This window comes from Kribbella sp. CA-294648, from assembly GCF_050943845.1.
Lineage (GTDB): Bacteria > Actinomycetota > Actinomycetes > Propionibacteriales > Kribbellaceae > Kribbella.
Window position 1 is genome coordinate 5,616,253 of the sequence record NZ_CP191981.1, and the last position, 18,616, is coordinate 5,634,868.

Genomic DNA, 18,616 nt, shown 5'->3' on the forward strand with positions numbered 1-18,616 from the left:
GTTGGGGATTTCCGGTCACTGCGTGCAGCACGTAGGATGCTCCCCGTGTCCTCGCAGGAGGCCCTACCCGGCGCCGGCCGCTTCGGTGAGTTGCTCCGGGCCTTCCGCCTGCATGCCGGGGTGACACAGCGCGAGCTCGCCCGCCGCGCCGACCTCAGTGCAGGCGCGATCCGCGACCTCGAACAAGGCAGGACCCGAAGCCCGAAACCGGAATCGGTTCGCGCTCTGGCAGCCGCCCTCGCGCTGGACGGCGGCGATACCGAAAAGCTCCACCACGCTGCCAGCGCACAGCGCTCCGCTCCCCCGTCGATCTCCGGCACCGCCGGAGGTCTGCACCTCGGCATTCTCGGCCCGCTCGAGGTCCGGCACGGAACCGATCCGGTGCCGTTCAACTCAGGTCCTCAGCGCACACTGCTGGCCCGGCTCGCCTTCGCTGCCGGTACGACGGTCAGCCAGGACGAACTCATCGATCTCCTCTGGCCCCGCGCCACCCCACCGAACGCGGTCAGCCTGCTGCAAACCCGGGTGGCGAGGCTGCGACGGCTGTTGGAGCCTCGCGGCCCGCAGTACCCGATGATTGTTGGCAATGGCAACGGTTACCGGCTGGAGGTGAGCTCGGAAACCCTTGATCTGCTGGCCTTTCGCGAGCTCACCATGAACGCGGCCGTCGACGAACCGGTCGCCGCGCTGGCGAAGCTCTCCGACGCCGTCGCATTGTGGCGCGGTGATACCGACGTGGAGGCGGTGGCGACAAACCCGCTCTATGTCGCGATCTCGAACGAGTACGCCGCCACTGTCCGGACGTTCGCCGCGTTGGCTCGTGAACTCGGTGAGCCGGAGCTGGCCCTGAAGCCCCTGCTCAGCTTGGCCGCGCGGCACGAGCTCGACGAGCCGCTGCACGTCGAGTTGATCCAGACGCTGGCGGCGAGCGACCGGCAGGCCGACGCGCTCGCGGCGTACGACCGGATCCGCGCTGCGCTGGTCGAGCAGCTCGGTGTCCAACCGGGCGACCGCCTCCGGGCAGCTCACCTCCAGGTCCTCCGGCAATCCAGCGAACGGGTGGTGGTCCAGCAAACACCGTCCGCACCACCGGATTTCATCGGCCGAGCGGACGAACTGACAGCAATCTGTACTGCGCTCAGTCGGCCCGGCGCCACAACTTCTCGAGTCGTCCTGATCAGCGGCATCGCCGGGGTCGGCAAGACGGCCCTGGCTCTCGCCGCCGCGCACCGCCTGCGCGCGGAGTACCCGGACGGCCAGCTCTATGCGGACCTCCGCGGCAACGCCCCGGAGACCCCCGCGCCGATCCAGGTGCTCGGCCGTTTCCTTCGCGCCCTCGGCGTGCCCGGCCGCCGGGTCGGTACCGACGAAACCGAAGCCGCCGCTCTGCTCCGCAGCGAACTCGCCGATCGACGCGTCCTGGTCCTGCTCGACAACGCCCAGGACGCGGCCCAGCTCCAGCCCTTGCTGCCGGGTGCGGGACGCAGCGATGTGATCGTGACCAGCCGTCGCCGGCTGCCGGGTCTGGACACCGTCCGCGTGGTTGACGTGGAACCCCTCAGCCAGCAGGACGCGATCCAGCTGATCGCCGCCACTGCCAGGAAACCTGACGCCGATGCCGAGGGCGCGGCCGCGCTCGCCGAGGCTTGCGCCCGGCTACCCCTCGCGCTGCGCATCGCCGGCGCACGGCTCGCCAACCGACCGGAGTGGACCGTCTCCGACCTGGCCCGGCGCTTGCACGACGGCAGCCGTCGCCTCACCGAACTCAGCGTCGGCGAGTCCAGCGTGCTCAACAGCTTCCAGCTCAGCTACGCGGACCTGAGCCCGGGGGCCCAGCGCGCGTTCAGGTTGTGCGGTCTGCATCCGGGCGACGACTTCAGCGCCGACAGCACCGGCATCCTGCTCGGGGTCAGCGCGGCCGAGGCCGACCGCGCCCTGGAGGACCTCCTCGAGGCCAACATGCTGATGCAGTACGCGAGGAACCGCTATCGCTTCCACGACCTGCTCGGCCTGTACTCCGGCCGCCTGCTCGCCGACGACCCCGAGGCCGAAACCGCCCGGGCCCGGCTCTTCTCCTGGTATGCCGAAGCCGTGACGGCCGCGATGGACCGGGTGTACCCCCAGCTCCTGCGGCTCGACGCCCATCCCGAGCGGGCCACGTTCTTCGCCACCGAGGCCGAAGCGATCGACTGGCTCGACGCCGAACTCCCCGCGTTGCTCGCGGTCGTGAATCAGGCCGGCGACAGCGCAGTGTCCTGGACGATCGTCGACCAACTCCGGGGCTACTTCCTGCTTCGGCGCGACGTGGCCGGCTGGCTGCCCGCGGCGGAGGCCGGCCTGGCTGCTGCCACTGCGGCCGGGGACGAGGTGGCGCGCGCCGCGATGTTGATCAGCCGCGGGCAGGCCCTGTGGTCAGTCGGCCAGGACGAGGCCTCGCTGGCCGACTGCCTGGCAGGCGAGGCGCTCGCGACCTCGATCGGCTGGACCAAAGCCGCGGCGTACCTCGCTCATCACGTGGGCTGGCACCACCTCGAAGCCGGACGACTGGCCGAGGCGGTCGCCTGTATGGCGAGGGCGCTCGTGTTGACCCAGGACGACGAGCAGGGCCACGTCCGCGCCGTCGCGTTCAACGGCCTCGGGATGACGCGCCTCTACCAGGGCGAACTCCGCGAGGCCGCCGACCTGTTCACGTCTGCCTTGCGGATCAACGTGGCGACGGGCCGGGACGCCTCGATCCTCGTCAACCGCGGCAATCTGGCCAGTGCCCTGCGCCAACTAGGCGAGGAGGAACAGGCGGCTGCCCTGCTCGACGAAGTCCTCCTGGCCTACCAACAGAGATCACACCTACGAGGCGAGTTGTCGACGCTCGACGAGCTGGCCCGGTTGCACATCCAGCGCGGTACGGGGGCCATCGCTCTGGAGACGGCGGAGCGCGCATATGACCTCGCCACCGTCATCCGAGACCGAAAAGCCCAGGCCCAAACAGCAGCCACGGTTGCGGCGGCCCACCTAGAACTCGGCAACCCCCAGGCCGCGATCGAGTGGACCCAGTCCTGCCTCACAATCGCCCGCAACACCTACCCATACTTCGAAACCCAGGCACTGCTAGCCCTGGCATCAGCACACCGCAGTACAGGCGATCCCCACGCCAGCACAAGCGATCCCCACCGCAGTACCGGCGATTCCCACCCCAGCGCAGGCGATCCGCGCCGCAGTACCGGCGATTCCCACCCCAGCGCAGGCGATCCGCGCCGCAGTACCGGCGATTCCCACCCCAGCGCAGGCGATCCGCGCCGCAGTACAGGCGATTCCCACCCCAGGACCGGCGATCCCCACCCCAGCGCAGGCGATCCGCGCCGCAGTACAGGCGATTCCCACCCCAGGACCGGCGATCCCCACCCCAGCGCAGGCGATCCGCGCCGCAGTACAGGCGATTCCCACCCCAGCGCAGGCGATCCGCGCCGCAGTACAGGCGATCCCGCTGCAGCGGTTGTGGCTAGCGGCCAGGCGGCGTCGGTCGCCGCGGCCGAGCAGGCTGCGTCGATCGCCGGCAGTTGCGGCTTCAGCCTTCTTCGAGCCGAGGCCGCACGTCTGCTCCTGCCCTAGGGCTGACTGCTGGATTGTGGTTCTATGCCATATAGCATAGATTCGCTTGCCTAGGCTGATGAGGGAGCTGGGTGGGTGAGTCCGCGGAAGAGTGGTAGCCGGGACCGGATGGTTCTGAGCACCGCCGACCTGTTGCGGGAGTACGGCGCCAGCGCGACCAGCATCGACCGGGTGCTTGCGCACAGTGGAGCGCCGCGCGGTTCGGTCTACTACCACTTCCCCGGCGGGCGGGCGCAGCTCATCGAGGAGGCGGTCGCGCTGGCCGGCGACTTCATCGCCGACATGATCGACACCGCGATGCGGGCCGACGACGCCGTGGAGGCAGTCGAGGCGTTCTTCGAGCTGTGGCGTGACCTGCTCGTCAACAGCGACTTCCGGGCCGGCTGCCCCATCGTGGCGGTGGCTGTCGAGACGAACGACGACGCTCCACAGTTGGTTCAATCAACCGCGGTCGTCTTCACCCGCTGGCAGGAAGCGCTGGCCGGGTTGTTCGTCCGGCACGGCCTGGCCGCCGAGCGGAGCAAGCGCCTCGCCACCTTCATCATCGCGGCCGTCGAGGGCGCGGTGATCATGTCCCGGGCCGAGCGAAGCCTCGCCCCGTTGGAAGCGGCCGCCGGCGAAATCCGCGACCTCCTGACCCACGCGCTGCGCGAAGACAAGCGATGACAGCCGACCCCAGTCCCCGCAGTACCGCCCGTGTGACAAGCCGAGGAGATTTCTTGTGACGACCGTTGACTTCGCCCAGATGTCCGGCCTGGAAGTGATGCAGTGGGTGCAGAAGGAGAGCCCCACCGAGTTCCCGTCCATCGGCCGGCTGCTCGGTATGCGCTTCGACGAGGTCGAGCACGGCCGCATCGTCATCTCCCTCGACACCCGGCCGGACTTCGCCAATCCGCTGGGCGCGGTCCACGGCGGGATCGCGGCGACGCTCCTCGACTCGGCGCTGGGTTGTGCGGTGCACACGACGCTGCCTGCCGGGGTCGGCTTCACGACCTTGGAGCTGAAGGTCAACTACATCCGCGCCGCCCGGACCGACGGCCAGACCCTCACCGCGACCGGCACGGTCATCCACGCGGGCCGTCGTACCGCGACGGCCGAAGGCAGAGTCATCGACGACCAGGGCAAGCTGATCGCCCACGCCACGACCACCTGCATGATCCTCTGACGGCCACTCCTCAGATCCGACGCGGGCCGCTCAGGAGCTTTCGCGGTCCTCGAGCCCGACCGCCCGCCGGAGCTCCCCGGTTGCCTTGCGCAGTTCCTCCGACTTGTTCGACTGTTCGTCCATCAGGACGGCCAGGGCGGTGGCCATCGCGTTGAGCTTGTCCTGTACTGCGGCATCCGCGCGCGTCTGCGAGTTCTGCAGCAACGCCACCATCAAGAAGGTGACGATGGTGGTCATCGTGTTGATGATGAGCTGCCAGGTGTCGACCGAGCCGATCAGGAAGTATGACGGCGCCCAGACGATGACCAGCAACAGACAGAACGCGAAGAACCAGGCCCGCGAGGCGAACTTGGACGCGGCCGTCGCGAACCGGTCGAACGGCCCGACGTCAGACGACACGTCGGACGGCATATGCGCCGCGTCACTCCGGTCGGTCACCGTGTTGGTCATCCTCAACCTCCTGTCGGCACGGGCCAGCACCAGCCACCCGAGCTGCAGGCCCGCCCAACCGGTGCCCAAGGCCCCCTTCCCCTAATCGGCCGCTTCTGCCGCGTAGCGCTCCAGGAGGTCGGCCAGTTCGGTGGGGCGGCTGAGGGCGGCGCAGTGGCTGCCGGGGATTTCGTCCGGGACGATGCCGAGGCGGTCGGAGACCAGTCGGCGGAAGAAGTCTGGTGGGAAGAACCGGTCCTCGCTGCAGATGATGAACTTCGTCGGTACGTCGGGCCACGCGTCCAACGGCCACGGAGCCGCCGACGCCGTACTGGACGGATGCGCGCGCTCCCGGCTCATCGCTTCCTCGGCCAGCTCCCGCGGTACGTCGTGGTAGAAGCTCACGAAGGGATCCGGGTTGCCCGTCAGCCCGCCGTCAAGCGCCGCCTGCTCGGCCACCGCTTTCTGGTAACCCGTGTTCGTCCACCAGTCGTCCGGCGACTCGCCCGGCGCCGGGATCATGCCGGCCAGCAGGACCAGCACATCGGCAGACAACCGATCGGCGACCAACGGCGCGGTGAACGCACCGAACGAGTGGCCCACAACCACCACGTCCTGCCTCGCGCCGACGGCATCCACCACGGCGTCGGCGTAGTCCGTCAGCGTCAGCGACTCGTCGTCACCCGGAAGATCAGGAGCCACCACCTCATGCCCGCGCCCCCGCAGCGCACCCTCCACCAGATGCCACGACCACCCGACATCCCCACCACCGTGAATCAACACGAACGTGCTCACCACTCAACTCCTAGCTCGTTGCCGGGGTCGGGATCATCGCACAGCAACCGGTTCACTCGGCTTCGCCTTCGCTGTAGGTGCGGGCGACGACCTTGGTGATGCCGATGTGCACCGCGGTGAAGCCTTCCTGGAGGAACGAGGCGACGATGTCCTGCCTGGGCTGATCGGAGTAGTAGCGGTCGGCGATACCGCCGGCGATGTGCTCGATCTGGTCCGGCTCGGCAGAGATCTGTGCCTGTCCGTCGAGGGTGACGAAACCGTAGGGCTGGTGCTCATCGCTGACGCAGACCGCAACGCGCGGGTCACGCGACAGGATCTTGCCTTTGACGCTCCCGGGCGACAGCAGGAACGCGAGTTCGTCGCCGTCGAGGATGAAGCAGACTGGGGTGATGTGGGGCCGTCCGCCGGAGCGGGTGAGGGCCAGGTGGCCGAGCCTGGTACCGGTCGTGACAAAGGATCGCCACTCGGTGGCGGTCATGGGTCTCATCGGTGTGTGCTGCTCCTTTCGGTACTAGAAGCGCCAGCGGGTGGCGGTGAAGCCGTGCTCTTTGCCGAAGGCGAAGACCTGGACGGGCTCGACCGCGTAGACGTGCCGTGGATCTGCCAGGGCGGTGTCGGCCGGGTCGTAGAACTCGCCGTCGCGGACGAACGGGTGCCACCACGGGTACTTCGCCGGGAACAGGTCCGCGATCTTCTGGAGCCGGGTCGCGCTCCGCACGAGCTGGGCGGTGCCTTCGATCACCAGGTCGACCTCCGGGCCGGGCACGGTGACCGCGCAGCCGTTGTTCCGCGCGAGGTTGCGCGCCTTGCGTGCCTCCCGGAAGGTGACGAAACAGAACAACCCGTCGTGCGCGACTCCCAGCACCGGCACCACATGCGGCCGTCCGTCCGGGTCGGTGGTCGCCACCAGGTAGTCGCCCGCCTCGGCCACCCGCGTCTGGACGTCCGCCCACCCGAGGTCTGTCAGGGGCGTGCCGCGCGGGCTGGACAGCGGTTCGGGAGCCGGCTCCAACGTCATGGCAAGACGCTAGGGCCATCCGCGGATCGAGAAAAGCAATCATCGCCGATCAACTTGATCCCCTCAGCCGATCACTCACCGCGCGGCGGGCCGTCCTCAAAGATGGGTGTTGGCACCGATGGTCCGGGGCTGTGCCGTCGGACATGGTTGAAGACAGGACCCCCGAGAGGACGTATTTCTGTGACCACCGTGGCTCGCTCCCCCAACCTGACCGCACCCGAGGCCCGGCGCCGGCTGGCTCATGAACGCGACTCCCGGCTGACCCAGTTGAGCGCAATTGAAGCCGGTGCGGCCCTTGCCGACAAGGAACTCAGCTCGGCTCAAGCGGCTGCCATCCGGCGAGTTCTGACCGAGATCAGCGCAGCCGAGGATCGGGTTGCCGACGGCACCTATGGCGCGTGTCAGCGCTGCGGCAGCGGCATCCCGGTCGAACGGCTGGAGATCCTGCCCTACGCGCGGTACTGCGTCGGTTGTCAGCAGAAGTCCTGAGGGTTTCTCACCGTCCAGGAGAGGTGATGTGTTGAGCTACACGTTCACCACCGTCGACAAGGGCCAACTCAGTCCCGGGGACGTCATCGCGTTGCGGGCCGCCCTTCAGGAGGAGCGCAAGTTCCGTCGGGAGCAACTCGACGGCCTTGCCGAGCTCCTGCCGCTGCACCGCAACCTCCCCCGCGACCAGCACACGATGGCCCGCGAAGAGGTGCTGACAACCCTCGCCACCGCAGCCCAAGCAGTCCTCGCCGAAGTCGACGCCGCCCTCAGCCGGATCGAAACCGGCGACTACGGCAACTGCCACCTCTGCGACCGCCCGATCCCCGTACGACGCTTGCGCATCCTCCCCCACACCCGCTACTGCGGCCCTTGCCACCAACTCAAAGAAGGGATCTCGTGACCTCACCAGGCCGGGCGATCCCGCAACGGCGACTCGGTACCTGGTGGGCCTGCGGCCGGTCGAACGGCATCGCGATCGACCTGGGCAGTGCCCGCACCCGGGCGTGGATGCCCGACACCGGGCTGACCATCGACGCCCCCACCACCATCCCGGCCGGCGCGAGTCACACCATCCCGGCCGGCGCGAGCGGCACCGTCCCGGCCGGCGCGAGTGGCACCATCCTGGCCGGCGCGAGCGGCATCAATCGTCCGGTGCAGCGCGGTGTCGTCGTCGACCTGCCCGGAGCCAGTCGGTGCCTCGACCATCTCCTCGGTCGCCGGGCAGGCCTCGGCCGGTACTCGACGGTCATCCTGATCACCCCGCTCCTCTGCGCCGACCCGCACCGCAGTACGGCTGTCGCAGCGCTGGAGGTCCTCGACGCGCGCACCGTGCTGACCATCGCGAGCGTGAAGGCCGCCGCCCTCGGAGCTCGCGCTGACCTGACCCGGCCGCTCCTGGTGGTGGACATCGGAGCCGGCCTGACCGAGGTGGGTCTGCTGGTGGAGGGTCGGGTGGCGGAGGCCTGCCGGCTCGAGCTGGGCACTTCCGATCTTGGCGCGGGCACGAGCGTTGCCGGGCTCGTGGAGTCGATCGTCGGAGCGGTGACCGACCTGCTGCGCCTCGACTGCGGAGTACAGGTTGTCGATGCCCTGGACCGTGGGCTGCTGCTCACCGGAGGTGGTGCCTTGCGCCCCGAGATCACGTACCGGTTGTCCAAACAGCTGAAAACCCCAGCGCGGCCGGCTGCCGCCCCGCAGGTCGCTGCTCTCCGCGGTGCCGGCCTCGCTCTCTCCGCCGCCCGGCGCCACCCCAGCAGACCCTAGGACGGATAGTGGGGGTAGGTGTGATCGAGGAAGGCGAGTATCGATGGCGTTGTTCTGGCGGATCTTCGGGCTCAATGCGCTCGTGCTCGGCACGGCTACGGCGTTGCTGCTGTGGGCGCCGGTGACGGTGTCGGTACCAGTGGCTCTGGCTGAGGCTGTAGTCCTCATCGTCGGTCTCGCGGTGATGCTGGTGGCCAACGCTGTCTTGCTGCGCGTGGGCCTGGCACCGTTGGAGCGAGTGACGCGGCGGATGGCCACGGTCGATCTGCTTCGCCCCGGTCAGCGGTTGTCAGTGGCCGGCCACGGAGGTGTCCCGGATCTGGTTCGGGCGTTCAACGACATGCTTGGCCGGCTGGAGGACGAGCGAGCCACCAGCAGCGCGCGAGCCCTGTCAGCGCAGGAAAGCGAGCGGCGCCGCATCGCGCAAGAGCTCCACGACGAGGTCGGCCAGAGCATGACCGCGGTATTGCTCGAGCTGAAACGGGCCGCTGACCACACGAAGGATCCAGCTTTGCGAGCCGACCTGCAGCACGCCCAGGAGACCACTCGCGGGAGCCTTGACGATGTACGCCGGCTCGCGCGGCGGCTGCGGCCCGGCGTACTGGAAGATCTCGGGCTGATCAGTGCGTTGACCACACTGACCACTGATCTGTCCACCCACACCGGGCTGGCGGTTCAGCGCCGCTTCGACTCCGACCTGCCGAAGCTGGATCAGCAAGCAGAGCTGGTGCTCTACCGCGTCACCCAGGAAGGTCTGACCAACGTCGCCCGGCACGCTGAGGCCACCGAGGTCGCGGTGAGCCTCTTCCGCGACGGCGACCACCTCCGGTTGCAGATCTGCGACAACGGCCGCGGGATCGGGCTCGCCCACGAGGGCGCCGGGATTCGCGGGATGCGCGAACGAGCCCTGCTGATCGGAGCGAAACTGGAACTGGAGCCCTCACCCCAGGGCGGCGTCCAAGTGAGCCTGTCCGTGCCGTTGTCCCGGAACGGCCGATGACGACGCCGATGACGACGCCCGGACAGTCACCGGTCCGGATCCTCCTCGCGGACGACCACGCGCTGGTACGCCGCGGAGTCCGCCTCATCCTCGACAGTGAACCCGACCTGACCGTGGTCGCCGAGGTCGGCGACGGCGCGGAAGCGATCGCCGCGGCCCGCACCCAGCCCTTCGACCTGGCCATTCTCGACGTCGCGATGCCCCGGATGACCGGCCTGCAAGCCGCCCGGGAACTGTCCGTCCTGCGTCCCGAACTGCGCATCCTGATGCTCTCGATGTACGACGACCTGCAGTACTTCTTCCAGGCGCTCCGATCCGGAGCATCCGGCTACGTCCTGAAATCGGTCGCCGACCGCGACCTGGTGGCAGCCTGCCGAGCCGCAATGCGCGGCGAGCCCTTCCTGTACCCCGGCGCGGTCACCGCGCTAATCCGCGACTACCTAGACCGCGTACGCCGCGGCGAGGGCGTCCCCGAACAAGTCCTCACCGCCCGCGAAGAAGAAGTCCTCAAACTCGTCGCCGAAGGCCACTCCTCCAAAGAAATCGGCGAACTTCTCTTCATCAGCATCAAAACCGTCGAACGCCACCGCGCCAACATGCTCCAAAAACTAGGCCTCCGCGACCGCCTGGACCTCACCCGCTACGCCATCCGGGCCGGCCTGATCGAACCCTGACTACTCGCCCGGCCGTTGCTTGATCTGCATACCGGGCCGCCGACGGTGCACGGTCAAGTAGGAGAACCCGTCGGGACCGGCGGTGAGGTTGCGGGTGGAGCCGCGCGGCAGCCAGACAAGGTTGCCCTTAGCAACCGCCTGTACGCCGTCCGGCGTACCGACAGTTCCAGAGCCGGCGACTGCGACGAGCAGCACGTCGAGATCCGGCTCGGTGTGCGTGTCAACCCGCTGACCAGCAGGCAAGTGGATCAAGTTCGCGTCCAACTGCCGCCCCACCTCAGCCAACGTCCACCTGGCCCCCGCCGGCACCGTCGAGTCATCAACAAGCTCTCCCCAGTCCCCCACCACCCGAACCACCGGCGGGACGACACCACTCTCCTCAGTTGTCATTTCACCTGTCTACTCGGAATTGTGGAAGGCTGGGGCGTACTGGGTGGCGAGTCGGGAGAGGGCTGAGGCGCCTACCAGGAGGCCGAAGTCTCGGAGGGCCATGTCGTAGAAGCCGGACAGGGTGAGCAGGTTGATTCTCCAAGCCCACCTCAAACCCCAACCCGGCCTCTGCTGCGTCCGCCTCGAACCCGCGCGGCCGTAGCCTCAACTCCACGCAGTACGGAGTCGCTCGTACTCCGCAGCCGTCACCGGCAGCACGACCCCGTGGCACGGATCTGCCGGAAGCCGGTAGTCCTTCGAAGGAGTCCACTCACCGCCGGCCAGCTCGGTCGTCTCAAACGGCACATAACGACGTTCCGCCGTGAACTCGTCGATCCAGAGGTACCACTTCTCCTCGGTGTTCGACTTGTAGACCAGCGGCCCCTCCCCCTGGCTGATCGCGCCCAGCCCGATCCCTTCGGCCAGCGGCTTCCAGTCAGCCAGCAACGAGGTAGCCGTTTCGGAGAAGACCGACTTGCCGAGTGGCGCCCCACCCCCACGGCTGCGTTCGTCCTTCAGGAAGCGGTAGTAGACACCCGCGTGCTCGATCACGGTGGCGTCGATCGTGTTCCATCCACGGTCGATCCAGACGCGCGGCTCGGAGAACGCGCGGAAGTCGCGGGTGGTCGCGGCCATGATCCGGTTGTAACTGTCGCCCTCGTGCTCGGCGTTGTCGTACAGCGTCGAGGACCAGTGGACGAAGTACGCGTTCTGCTGTGGGTCCCAGATCGCCTCAGGCGCCCAGGTGTTCCCGGCCTCGGGCGGCGCGATCTCGACGAGCCGCTCCTCTTCCCAGTGCACGAGATCTGTGGACTCCCAGACCATGATCGAGCGGCTGCCCCGGCGCTGGTGCCGGTCCCAGTCGTGGCTGGAGTAGAGGCGCAGATCGGTGGCGATCAGGTAGAACCCTTCCGGAGAACGGACGAGATGTGGATCGCGGACGCCGCCTTCACCCAGGGCGGAGTACAGGACCGGCTTGCCGCCGTTGAGGTCGTCGAAGTGCAGCGGGTCGTTGCCTCGACTCAGAGCGAAGTAGATCTGCTCGCCGTGGATCGACTCGCGCTTGAAGTGCACGTACAGATAGCCGGAGTAGTTCACAGGGCTTCCAGACGGAGGACGCGGGCTGAGGGTTCGGGAGTGTTGGTCGTGACGACCAGGCCGTCGTCGTTCCAGGTGTAGGTCCAGTCGCCGAGCTCGTCGGGGAAGTGCGGAGTGATCTTCGAGCGCTGGATCGGCAGCGTGATGGTGGACGGGCCGGCGGCGCGGTGCCAGAGGGTCAGGTAGGAGACGGCTGCGCCGTTGAGCGCAAGGGCGACCCAGTCGTCGGTCCACTTCGGCAGACCTAACGGCCAAGCGGGGACGAGGGTGTCCAGGTCAGCGAGTACGGCGCGATGGGCGGCCAGCGCGGATCGGACGAGCTCCAGTTCGGCCGGCGTCATCCGGTTGAGGTGACCCGAGAGGTAGAGGCGTCCAGCCAGACCGTTGACGAGGGCGAAGGTGAACTCCTCGGGCGTCGTACCGTCGATCGGATAAGCCCAGTTACCAGCTTGTTCCGGGAGTACGGCGGCCGGCGCGGCCGCTGCTATCGTTGCGTAGAGCAACGGATTCTCCTGGTCCGAGGTCGACTGCAGGTGGAGACGGGACAATATGCCGTAGTCCATCCGCATCGCACCCGAGGCACAGTTCTCGATCAGCAGGTCCGGATGGCGCTCGTGGAGACCGTCCAGCCAGCTCAGCAACGCACGGTTGTGCTCCAGCAGCCCGTGCCCCAGCGACGTCCCGTCCTTGTCGGTGCCAGGCCCGGTCATCGTGTTGTTGTCGAACTTGAAGAAGCCGACACCGAACTCGTCGACCAGCCGGTCGATCGTGGCGTCAAGGTGCTTTCGGGCGGCTGCGCTACGCAGGTCGAGCAGGTAGCGACCAGACTCGACAACTCGCCGGCCGCGCCGAGTGAGGAACGCGTCGTCGGGCAACTCAGAGGCAATCGGTGAGCGGACCCCGATGACCTCGGGCTCGAGCCAGAGCCCGGGCACCATTCCGTGCCCGTGGATCCGATCGATCACCTCGGCGAGTCCGTGCGGGAACCGCGTCGTCGACGGTTGCCAGGCGCCGACGGTGTTCCACCAGTCGCCTTCGGCGTACCAGCCGGCGTCGATGCAGAAGTAGTCCGCTCCGGCCTCCGCCGCGGCGTCGATCAGCGGGAGCAGCTTCTCCGTGGTCGGATCCCCCAGCAGCGTGTTCATGAAGTCGTTGAAGACGACCGGCATCCGGTCGTCGATCGGCCGCCGGTGACGGATCGCGCGGCGCTGACGGGTGAGCGCCGCGAACACGCTGTCGACGTCGGTCCCCACGACCAGCGAGACCGGAACCGTCGTGAACGACTTGCCGGCCGTCACCTCGACACTCCACTGGTGCTCCTGGTCGGTCGGCCCGCTCAGCAGGAGATAGCCGCCACGCCGGTTCTCACCGAGCTCGTAGTGCCACGGCCCGTTGTGCTCGATCTGCCAGCCCAGCGCGTACGGCGTACTACGGTCGACCAGGACGCCGATCGGCAGCCGTTCGCCGCTGGACCAGGAGTTCGTGCTGGTCATCGCGACCCGGCTGTGAGCAACGTGGTGGTGGGACTCGCTGACGATGTCGGCCAGCGCGTCTCGCAGTATGCGCTTCGACCAGCGGTTCTCCGCCATCCAGCTGTTGGCGGCGGAGTACAGCTCGGCGTCGATCGAGGCGAGACCGACCGCGAGGGAGGACAGGAAGGTGAGTTCCAGCCAGCCCGGCCCGGTCATCGAGGCTTCGGTCCAGGCGCGGACACCGGCTCCGGCTTCGAAGACGCTGGTGATGCGGAGCCCCGTGGCCGGATCCTCCTGGACGATGCTCAGCGTGGTCTCGGTCTCGTCGTGCCGGACGTACCGCAACTGCTGTCCGAGGACGGTGCTGACCTGACGATGCCTGGAATGACCGTGTCCGATGGCCGCGACCTCGACCAAGGGCTGACCCGGATCGGGCTCGCCTCGGCTGGGATCAGGCTCGTCGCCGCTCGGCTGTGCGGCCCCGCGGACCACGATCAAACGGACCGGACCGTCGTCGAGGGCGAAGGTCAGCGTCAGTTCCGGCGTACTCCAGCGCAGCAGATCGGTCATGAATCCTCAGTTCGTCAAGGGCGGTGCTCGAGGAGGTAGTCCTCGACGGTGAACAGGTGCGCGGCCATCCGGTTCCGGGCCCGATCCGGGTCGTGGCTGCGGAGCGCCGCGAGGATCGAGAGGTGTTCGCGGTGCGCGGTCTCGTCGGCGCCGGGCTCGGTGATGGAGCGGCGCAGCCGGTCCCGCATCGTGCGTCCGCCGAGGGCATCGATGAGCGCGGCCAGCACCGGGTTGCCGGACGCGTCCGCGATGATGCGGTGGAAGGCGATGTCGTTCTCGATGACGGTCTCGTGATCGGGTTCCGGCAGCGCGAGCTGGGCCTCGTTGCGGCGGAGCAGTTCCTCGGCCGCGGCCAGCTTGTCGGCGGCGATGTCGCGCGCCGCCAGCGCCGCACCCTCGGTCTCCAGGATGCGCCGTACGACGTGCAGGTGGTGGGCTCCGGTCCCGTTCTGCAGGTCCACGACGAAGCCCATCGGGGCGAGCAGCATGGACGGGTCGAGCTTGGTGACGTAGGTGCCGTCGCCCTGCCGGGTCTCGAGGACGCCCATGATCGACAGCGCCCGGACGCCTTCGCGCAGCGGGTTCCTTGACACCCCGAGCGCCACCGAGAGGTCTTTCTCGATCGGCAGCCGGTCCCCCGGTCTGAGCCGGCCGTCGATGATCATCTGCCGGATGCTCTGGACCACCACGTCGGTCTGGGACGCGCCGGCGGTTCGCGGCGGCAAGGCGGACTTCGCCGCGCTCATGGCTGCTCACCGGCGGCCCGGCCGGCCCAGTAGCTGCCATTCGGAAAGCTATAGGTCTCTAGCGACTCCCTGTACATCTCGGCACTGTAGCCGCGCGCCTGCGGCAACACGTACGCCCCGTTCCGCACGACGCACGGATCCACGAAGTGTTCGTGCAGGTGATCGACGTACTCCGTGACGCGGCGATCGAGATTGGCCGAGACGGCCACGTAGTCGAAGATCGCCAGGTGCTGGACGAGTTCGCACAGGCCGACACCGCCCGCATGAGGACAGACCGGTACGTCGAACCACGCCGCGAGCAGGTAGACCGCCAGTACTTCGTTCACGCTGCCGAGGCGGGCCGCGTCGAGTTGGCAGTAGTCGAGCGCTCCGGCCTGGAACATCTGCTTGAACAGCACCCGGTTCATGCCGTGCTCCCCGGAGGCGACCCCGATCGGCGCCACCGCCTTGCGGATCGCCGCGTGCCCGAGGATGTCGTCCGGACTGGTCGGCTCCTCGATCCACAGCGGCTCGAACTCGGCCAGCGCCTTCACCCACTCGATCGCCTCCGGCACCTCCCAGACCTGGTTCGCGTCGATCATCAGGTTTCCGTCCGGCCCGATCACCTCCCGGGCGATCCGGCAGCGCCGGATGTCGTCTTCGAGATCGGCCCCGACCTTGAGCTTCACGTGTCGGTAGCCCGCGGCAACGGCTTCCTCACAAAGCCTGCGCAGCTTGGCATCGGAGTACCCGAGCCAGCCGGCCGACGTGGTGTAGCAGGGGTAGCCGGAGGCCTCCAGCTCCGCGATTCGTTGCTTGCGACCACTTTCACGGGACCTGAGCATCGTCACCGCCTGCTCCGCGCTGAGGACGTCGCTCAGGTACCGCAGGTCGGCCGCGTCAACGAGCTGTTCGGGCGACATCTCGGACAGCAGTCGCCACAGCGGTACGCCGGCCCGGCGGGCGGCCAGGTCCCAGACCGCGTTCATCACCGCGGCCAGCGCGAGGTGGATCACGCCCTTGTCCGGTCCGAGCCAGCGCAACTGGCTGTCCGACTGCAACTCCCGGTACACGCCCCCGAGATCGTCACAGACTGCGTCGATGTCGCGTCCCACCAGCGGCTCGGCGCGCTGGGAGGCCGCCAGAACGCACAGGTCGTTGCCACGACCGATCGTGAACGTGAACCCGTGCCCGGACAGACCCGCCTCGTCGGTGTGCAGCACGACGTAGGCCGCCGAGTAGTCACCGTCCTTGTTCATCGCGTCCGACCCGTCGCGCGTGAGCGACGTCGGGAAGCGGACGTCGACAACCTCCACCGACGTGATGCGTGGCATGGCGGGCCCCTGTTCGCGATAGATGGGATGTTTCTCCCCGATTAATGGCGTTCAGTATGGACCAAGCGAGGCCACAGCGCTACGATCCCGGGAATTCATGGGATTAATCGTCGTCTCGATGGAAGGCTGCTTGATGAGCGACCTGGTGAGGCCAGACCGGTCCGGCGCCCAGCGGTTGTACTACGACCAACCGGCGGCGACCTGGCTGGAGGCGTTGCCGCTCGGCAACGGCCGGATCGGCGCGATGTGCTTCGGCGGCACCGGAACCGACCGCATCGGGCTGAACGACGAAACGTTGTGGTCTGGAAGCCCGGAAACCGCCAGGCAACTGTCGACTCCGCTCGGAGCGACCGGCGCCGCCGCCGTCGACGCGGTCCGCGAGGCGTTGCGGGCAGGCGACATCCGTCGCGCACATGACCTGGCTGGTGGTTTCCACTCCGGCTACTCGCAGGCTTACCTGCCGCTTGGTGACCTACTGCTCGACATCCGAGTCGGTGGCTCAACGGTGGTGGCCGATGAGGTGGCGCAATACAGTCGGACGCTTGACCTCGACGCCGCGGTGGCCGTCACGCAGTACGAGGTCGGTGGGGTGGGCGTGCGGCAGGAGGCGTTTGTCAGTGCCATCTCTGACCCCACCCCACCACCCCGGTCAGGTGCACCCGACGGCGTACTGGTCGTGCGACTGACCGCTTCTGAACCACAGTTGTCGCTCACCTGCCGGCTTGCTTCGCAGTTGCAGTCGCGGCCGCACGCAGTACAAGGCGGGCTCGGTTTGTTGCTGCAGGCTCCTGCCGATGTCGCTCCCCCACATCGCGACGTGCCGGAACCGATCCGGTACTCCGAAGGCGCCGATCGCGGGATGGCCGCGGCGATCGCACTCCGGGCGACCAGCGACGGCGAGGTCCGGGCGACCGCGTCCGAACTCACCATCGACCACGCCGCCGAGATCGTCCTGGTCCTCTCCACTGCCACCGGATACGCCGGGCCGTCGACGACTCCGACCCGGACAGCAGACGAGTGTTGGGTTGCGGCGGACGAGACCGTCCGGGCCGCGATCGACCGCGACTACGCAGTACTGCTGGAAGCTCATCAGGAGGACCACCGGCGGCTGTTCCGTCGTACATCGTTGGAACTGCCCGGCCTCGCCGCGGAATCCGAACTGCCGACCGATCAGCGAGTGGCAAGAGGCACCGACGATCCGGCGCTCGCAGCGCTGGTCTTCAACTACGGCCGCTACCTGATGATCGCGAGCTCACGACCCGGCGGGCTGCCCACGAACCTGCAGGGAATCTGGAACGACATCCTCCGTCCGCTGTGGAGTTCGAACTTCACGGTGAACATCAACACCGAGATGAACTACTGGCCGGCGGAGACCACGAACCTCTCCGAGTGCCACGAACCGCTGCTCAGCTTCATCGGTCAGCTCGCCGACGCGGGACGCAGTACGGCGCAAGAGCGCTACGGGTGTGGCGGCTGGACCGCTCACCACAACACGGACGCGTGGTGCTGGACCTTCCCGGTCGAGGGCGACCCGCGCTGGTCGAACTGGCCGATGGCCGGCGCCTGGCTGGTCCGCCATCTGTGGGACCACTACGAGTTCACCGGCGATCTGGAGTTCCTCGGTGAGTCGTGGCAGGCGCTACGCGGAGCGGCGGAGTTCTGCCTCGACTGGCTGGTCGAACTACCGGACGGCAGCCTCGGTACTGCGCCGTCCACTTCGCCAGAGAACGACTACCTCGCACCCGACGGGCAACCGGCCTCCGTCACCGTGTCGTCGACGATGGACCTGGCCTTGATCGCGGACCTGTTCGAGCGGGTGGAGCGAGCGGCTCAACTGCTGGACGTCGTGGACCCGCTCGTTGAAGAGCTCTCGACTGCCCGCAAGCGCCTGCCCGAACCGTCGATCGGCGCGCGCGGGCAGCTGCAGGAATGGGCCGCCGACCTCCCGGAGGAAGATCCGCACCACCGCCACATGTCCCACCTGGTCGGTCTGCATCCGGGTGATGCGATCACGCCCGACGGTACGCCGGAGCTCGCCGCGGCGGCCACGCGAACGCTCGACCTGCGTGGCGACGAGGCAACCGGCTGGTCCTTGGCGTGGAAGATCTGCCTGCGTGCGCGGCTCCGTGACGCCGCCGCGGCGCATCGCCTGGTCCGCGCGTTCCTCCGGCCTGCAGACGACACCGCGACCGGGTACGCCGGCAGTGGCGCGGGTGTGTATCCGAACCTGTTCTGCGCGCACCCGCCGTTCCAGATCGACGGCAACTTCGGAGCGACCGCGGGCATCGCGGAGATGCTGCTGCAGAGTCACACCGGCGACATCGAGTTGCTGCCGGCTCTTCCGGCGGAATGGACCAGTGGCCGGGTGACCGGTCTCAGAGCCCGCGGCGGAGTCACCGTCGACATCGAGTGGACACCGCAAGGGGTCGAGGCGGTGCTGACCGCTGATCGCGACCAGGAGCGGTTCGTCCGCCAGGACGGCGTACGGGCGCCGGTGCGACTCACGGCTGGACTCGGTCAGCGGGTGAGCCTGACGTGACCGCCGG

General features: G+C 68.1%; 18 protein-coding genes. 9 read left to right on the forward strand and 9 right to left on the reverse strand.

All coding sequences use genetic code 11. The features are described 5' to 3' along the window. The first annotated feature begins 45 nt into the window (after window positions 1-45). From ACQPYM_RS26500 to ACQPYM_RS26510, 3 genes are all read left to right on the forward strand, one after another. Window positions 46-3,606: a BTAD domain-containing putative transcriptional regulator gene (locus tag ACQPYM_RS26500; RefSeq protein WP_433005262.1), complete on the forward strand. Its 3,561-nt coding sequence runs from the start codon at window positions 46-48 to the stop codon at window positions 3,604-3,606. Between the two features lie 108 nt (window positions 3,607-3,714). Further along, the gene (locus ACQPYM_RS26505) at window positions 3,715-4,272 is read left to right on the forward strand and encodes a TetR/AcrR family transcriptional regulator (RefSeq protein WP_433005265.1); all 558 of its coding nucleotides are present in this window, start codon (window positions 3,715-3,717) and stop codon (window positions 4,270-4,272) included. A 55-nt stretch (window positions 4,273-4,327) separates the two neighbouring features. Beyond that, window positions 4,328-4,771 carry a PaaI family thioesterase gene (locus ACQPYM_RS26510; protein ID WP_433005268.1) on the forward strand — a complete coding sequence of 148 codons (444 nt, stop codon included), beginning with the start codon at window positions 4,328-4,330 and terminating at the stop codon, window positions 4,769-4,771. A 30-nt stretch (window positions 4,772-4,801) separates the two neighbouring features. Here the strand turns inward: ACQPYM_RS26510 and ACQPYM_RS26515 are convergent, their stop codons facing one another. The 4 genes from ACQPYM_RS26515 to ACQPYM_RS26530 all read right to left on the reverse strand — a co-directional run bounded on the left by ACQPYM_RS26515 (window position 4,802) and on the right by ACQPYM_RS26530 (window position 7,013). Continuing rightward, complete coding sequence (locus ACQPYM_RS26515; protein ID WP_433005271.1) at window positions 4,802-5,221, reverse strand: low affinity iron permease family protein; 420 nt, start codon at window positions 5,219-5,221, stop codon at window positions 4,802-4,804. 81 nt (window positions 5,222-5,302) lie between these two features. Then, a complete protein-coding gene (locus tag ACQPYM_RS26520) occupies window positions 5,303-5,995 on the reverse strand; it encodes an alpha/beta fold hydrolase (protein WP_433005274.1) in 693 nt (230 codons plus the stop codon). 52 nt (window positions 5,996-6,047) lie between these two features. Continuing rightward, window positions 6,048-6,482, reverse strand: a complete 435-nt coding sequence (locus ACQPYM_RS26525) for a PPOX class F420-dependent oxidoreductase (protein WP_433005277.1) — start codon at window positions 6,480-6,482, stop codon at window positions 6,048-6,050. A 24-nt stretch (window positions 6,483-6,506) separates the two neighbouring features. Continuing rightward, entirely contained in the window at window positions 6,507-7,013 is a 507-nt protein-coding gene (locus tag ACQPYM_RS26530; protein ID WP_433005280.1) for a pyridoxamine 5'-phosphate oxidase family protein, read from the reverse strand. A 180-nt stretch (window positions 7,014-7,193) separates the two neighbouring features. Here ACQPYM_RS26530 and ACQPYM_RS26535 point away from each other — a divergent pair, with 180 nt between their 5' ends. The 5 genes from ACQPYM_RS26535 to ACQPYM_RS26555 are packed head-to-tail and all read left to right on the forward strand — an operon-like array spanning window position 7,194 to window position 10,442. Continuing rightward, the gene (locus ACQPYM_RS26535) at window positions 7,194-7,502 is read left to right on the forward strand and encodes a TraR/DksA family transcriptional regulator (protein ID WP_433005283.1); all 309 of its coding nucleotides are present in this window, start codon (window positions 7,194-7,196) and stop codon (window positions 7,500-7,502) included. Between the two features lie 31 nt (window positions 7,503-7,533). After that, window positions 7,534-7,905, forward strand: coding sequence for a TraR/DksA family transcriptional regulator (locus ACQPYM_RS26540; RefSeq protein ID WP_433005287.1), 372 nt, complete (start codon window positions 7,534-7,536; stop codon window positions 7,903-7,905). Further along, on the forward strand, window positions 7,902-8,768 hold the full coding sequence (locus ACQPYM_RS26545; protein WP_433005290.1) for a rod shape-determining protein: 867 nt from the start codon (window positions 7,902-7,904) through the stop codon (window positions 8,766-8,768). The genes ACQPYM_RS26540 and ACQPYM_RS26545 overlap by 4 nt, the downstream gene beginning before the upstream one ends. 43 nt (window positions 8,769-8,811) lie before the next feature. Continuing rightward, the gene (locus ACQPYM_RS26550) at window positions 8,812-9,768 is read left to right on the forward strand and encodes a histidine kinase (protein ID WP_433005293.1); all 957 of its coding nucleotides are present in this window, start codon (window positions 8,812-8,814) and stop codon (window positions 9,766-9,768) included. Further along, complete coding sequence (locus ACQPYM_RS26555) at window positions 9,765-10,442, forward strand: response regulator (protein WP_433005296.1); 678 nt, start codon at window positions 9,765-9,767, stop codon at window positions 10,440-10,442. The genes ACQPYM_RS26550 and ACQPYM_RS26555 overlap by 4 nt, the downstream gene beginning before the upstream one ends. On the opposite strand, the gene ACQPYM_RS26560 is transcribed toward ACQPYM_RS26555, so the two are convergent. The 5 genes from ACQPYM_RS26560 to ACQPYM_RS26580 form a co-directional block, all read right to left on the reverse strand. Beyond that, window positions 10,443-10,832 (reverse strand): cupin domain-containing protein, encoded by a 390-nt coding sequence (locus ACQPYM_RS26560; RefSeq protein WP_433005299.1) that lies wholly within the window; start codon window positions 10,830-10,832, stop codon window positions 10,443-10,445. 204 nt (window positions 10,833-11,036) lie between these two features. Next, entirely contained in the window at window positions 11,037-11,969 is a 933-nt protein-coding gene (locus ACQPYM_RS26565) for a glycoside hydrolase family 43 protein (RefSeq protein WP_433005302.1), read from the reverse strand. Then, window positions 11,966-14,011 (reverse strand): glycoside hydrolase family 36 protein, encoded by a 2,046-nt coding sequence (locus ACQPYM_RS26570; protein WP_433005305.1) that lies wholly within the window; start codon window positions 14,009-14,011, stop codon window positions 11,966-11,968. The genes ACQPYM_RS26565 and ACQPYM_RS26570 overlap by 4 nt, the downstream gene beginning before the upstream one ends. A gap of 14 nt (window positions 14,012-14,025) precedes the next feature. Beyond that, window positions 14,026-14,757, reverse strand: a complete 732-nt coding sequence (locus tag ACQPYM_RS26575; protein WP_433005309.1) for a FadR/GntR family transcriptional regulator — start codon at window positions 14,755-14,757, stop codon at window positions 14,026-14,028. Beyond that, window positions 14,754-16,070, reverse strand: a complete 1,317-nt coding sequence (locus ACQPYM_RS26580) for an L-fuconate dehydratase (RefSeq protein WP_433005312.1) — start codon at window positions 16,068-16,070, stop codon at window positions 14,754-14,756. Before ACQPYM_RS26580 ends, ACQPYM_RS26575 begins: the two co-directional genes overlap by 4 nt. Before the next feature lie 133 nt (window positions 16,071-16,203). Here ACQPYM_RS26580 and ACQPYM_RS26585 point away from each other — a divergent pair, with 133 nt between their 5' ends. Continuing rightward, a complete protein-coding gene (locus ACQPYM_RS26585; RefSeq protein WP_433005315.1) occupies window positions 16,204-18,609 on the forward strand; it encodes a glycoside hydrolase family 95 protein in 2,406 nt (801 codons plus the stop codon). The last annotated feature ends 7 nt before the right edge of the window (window positions 18,610-18,616 follow it).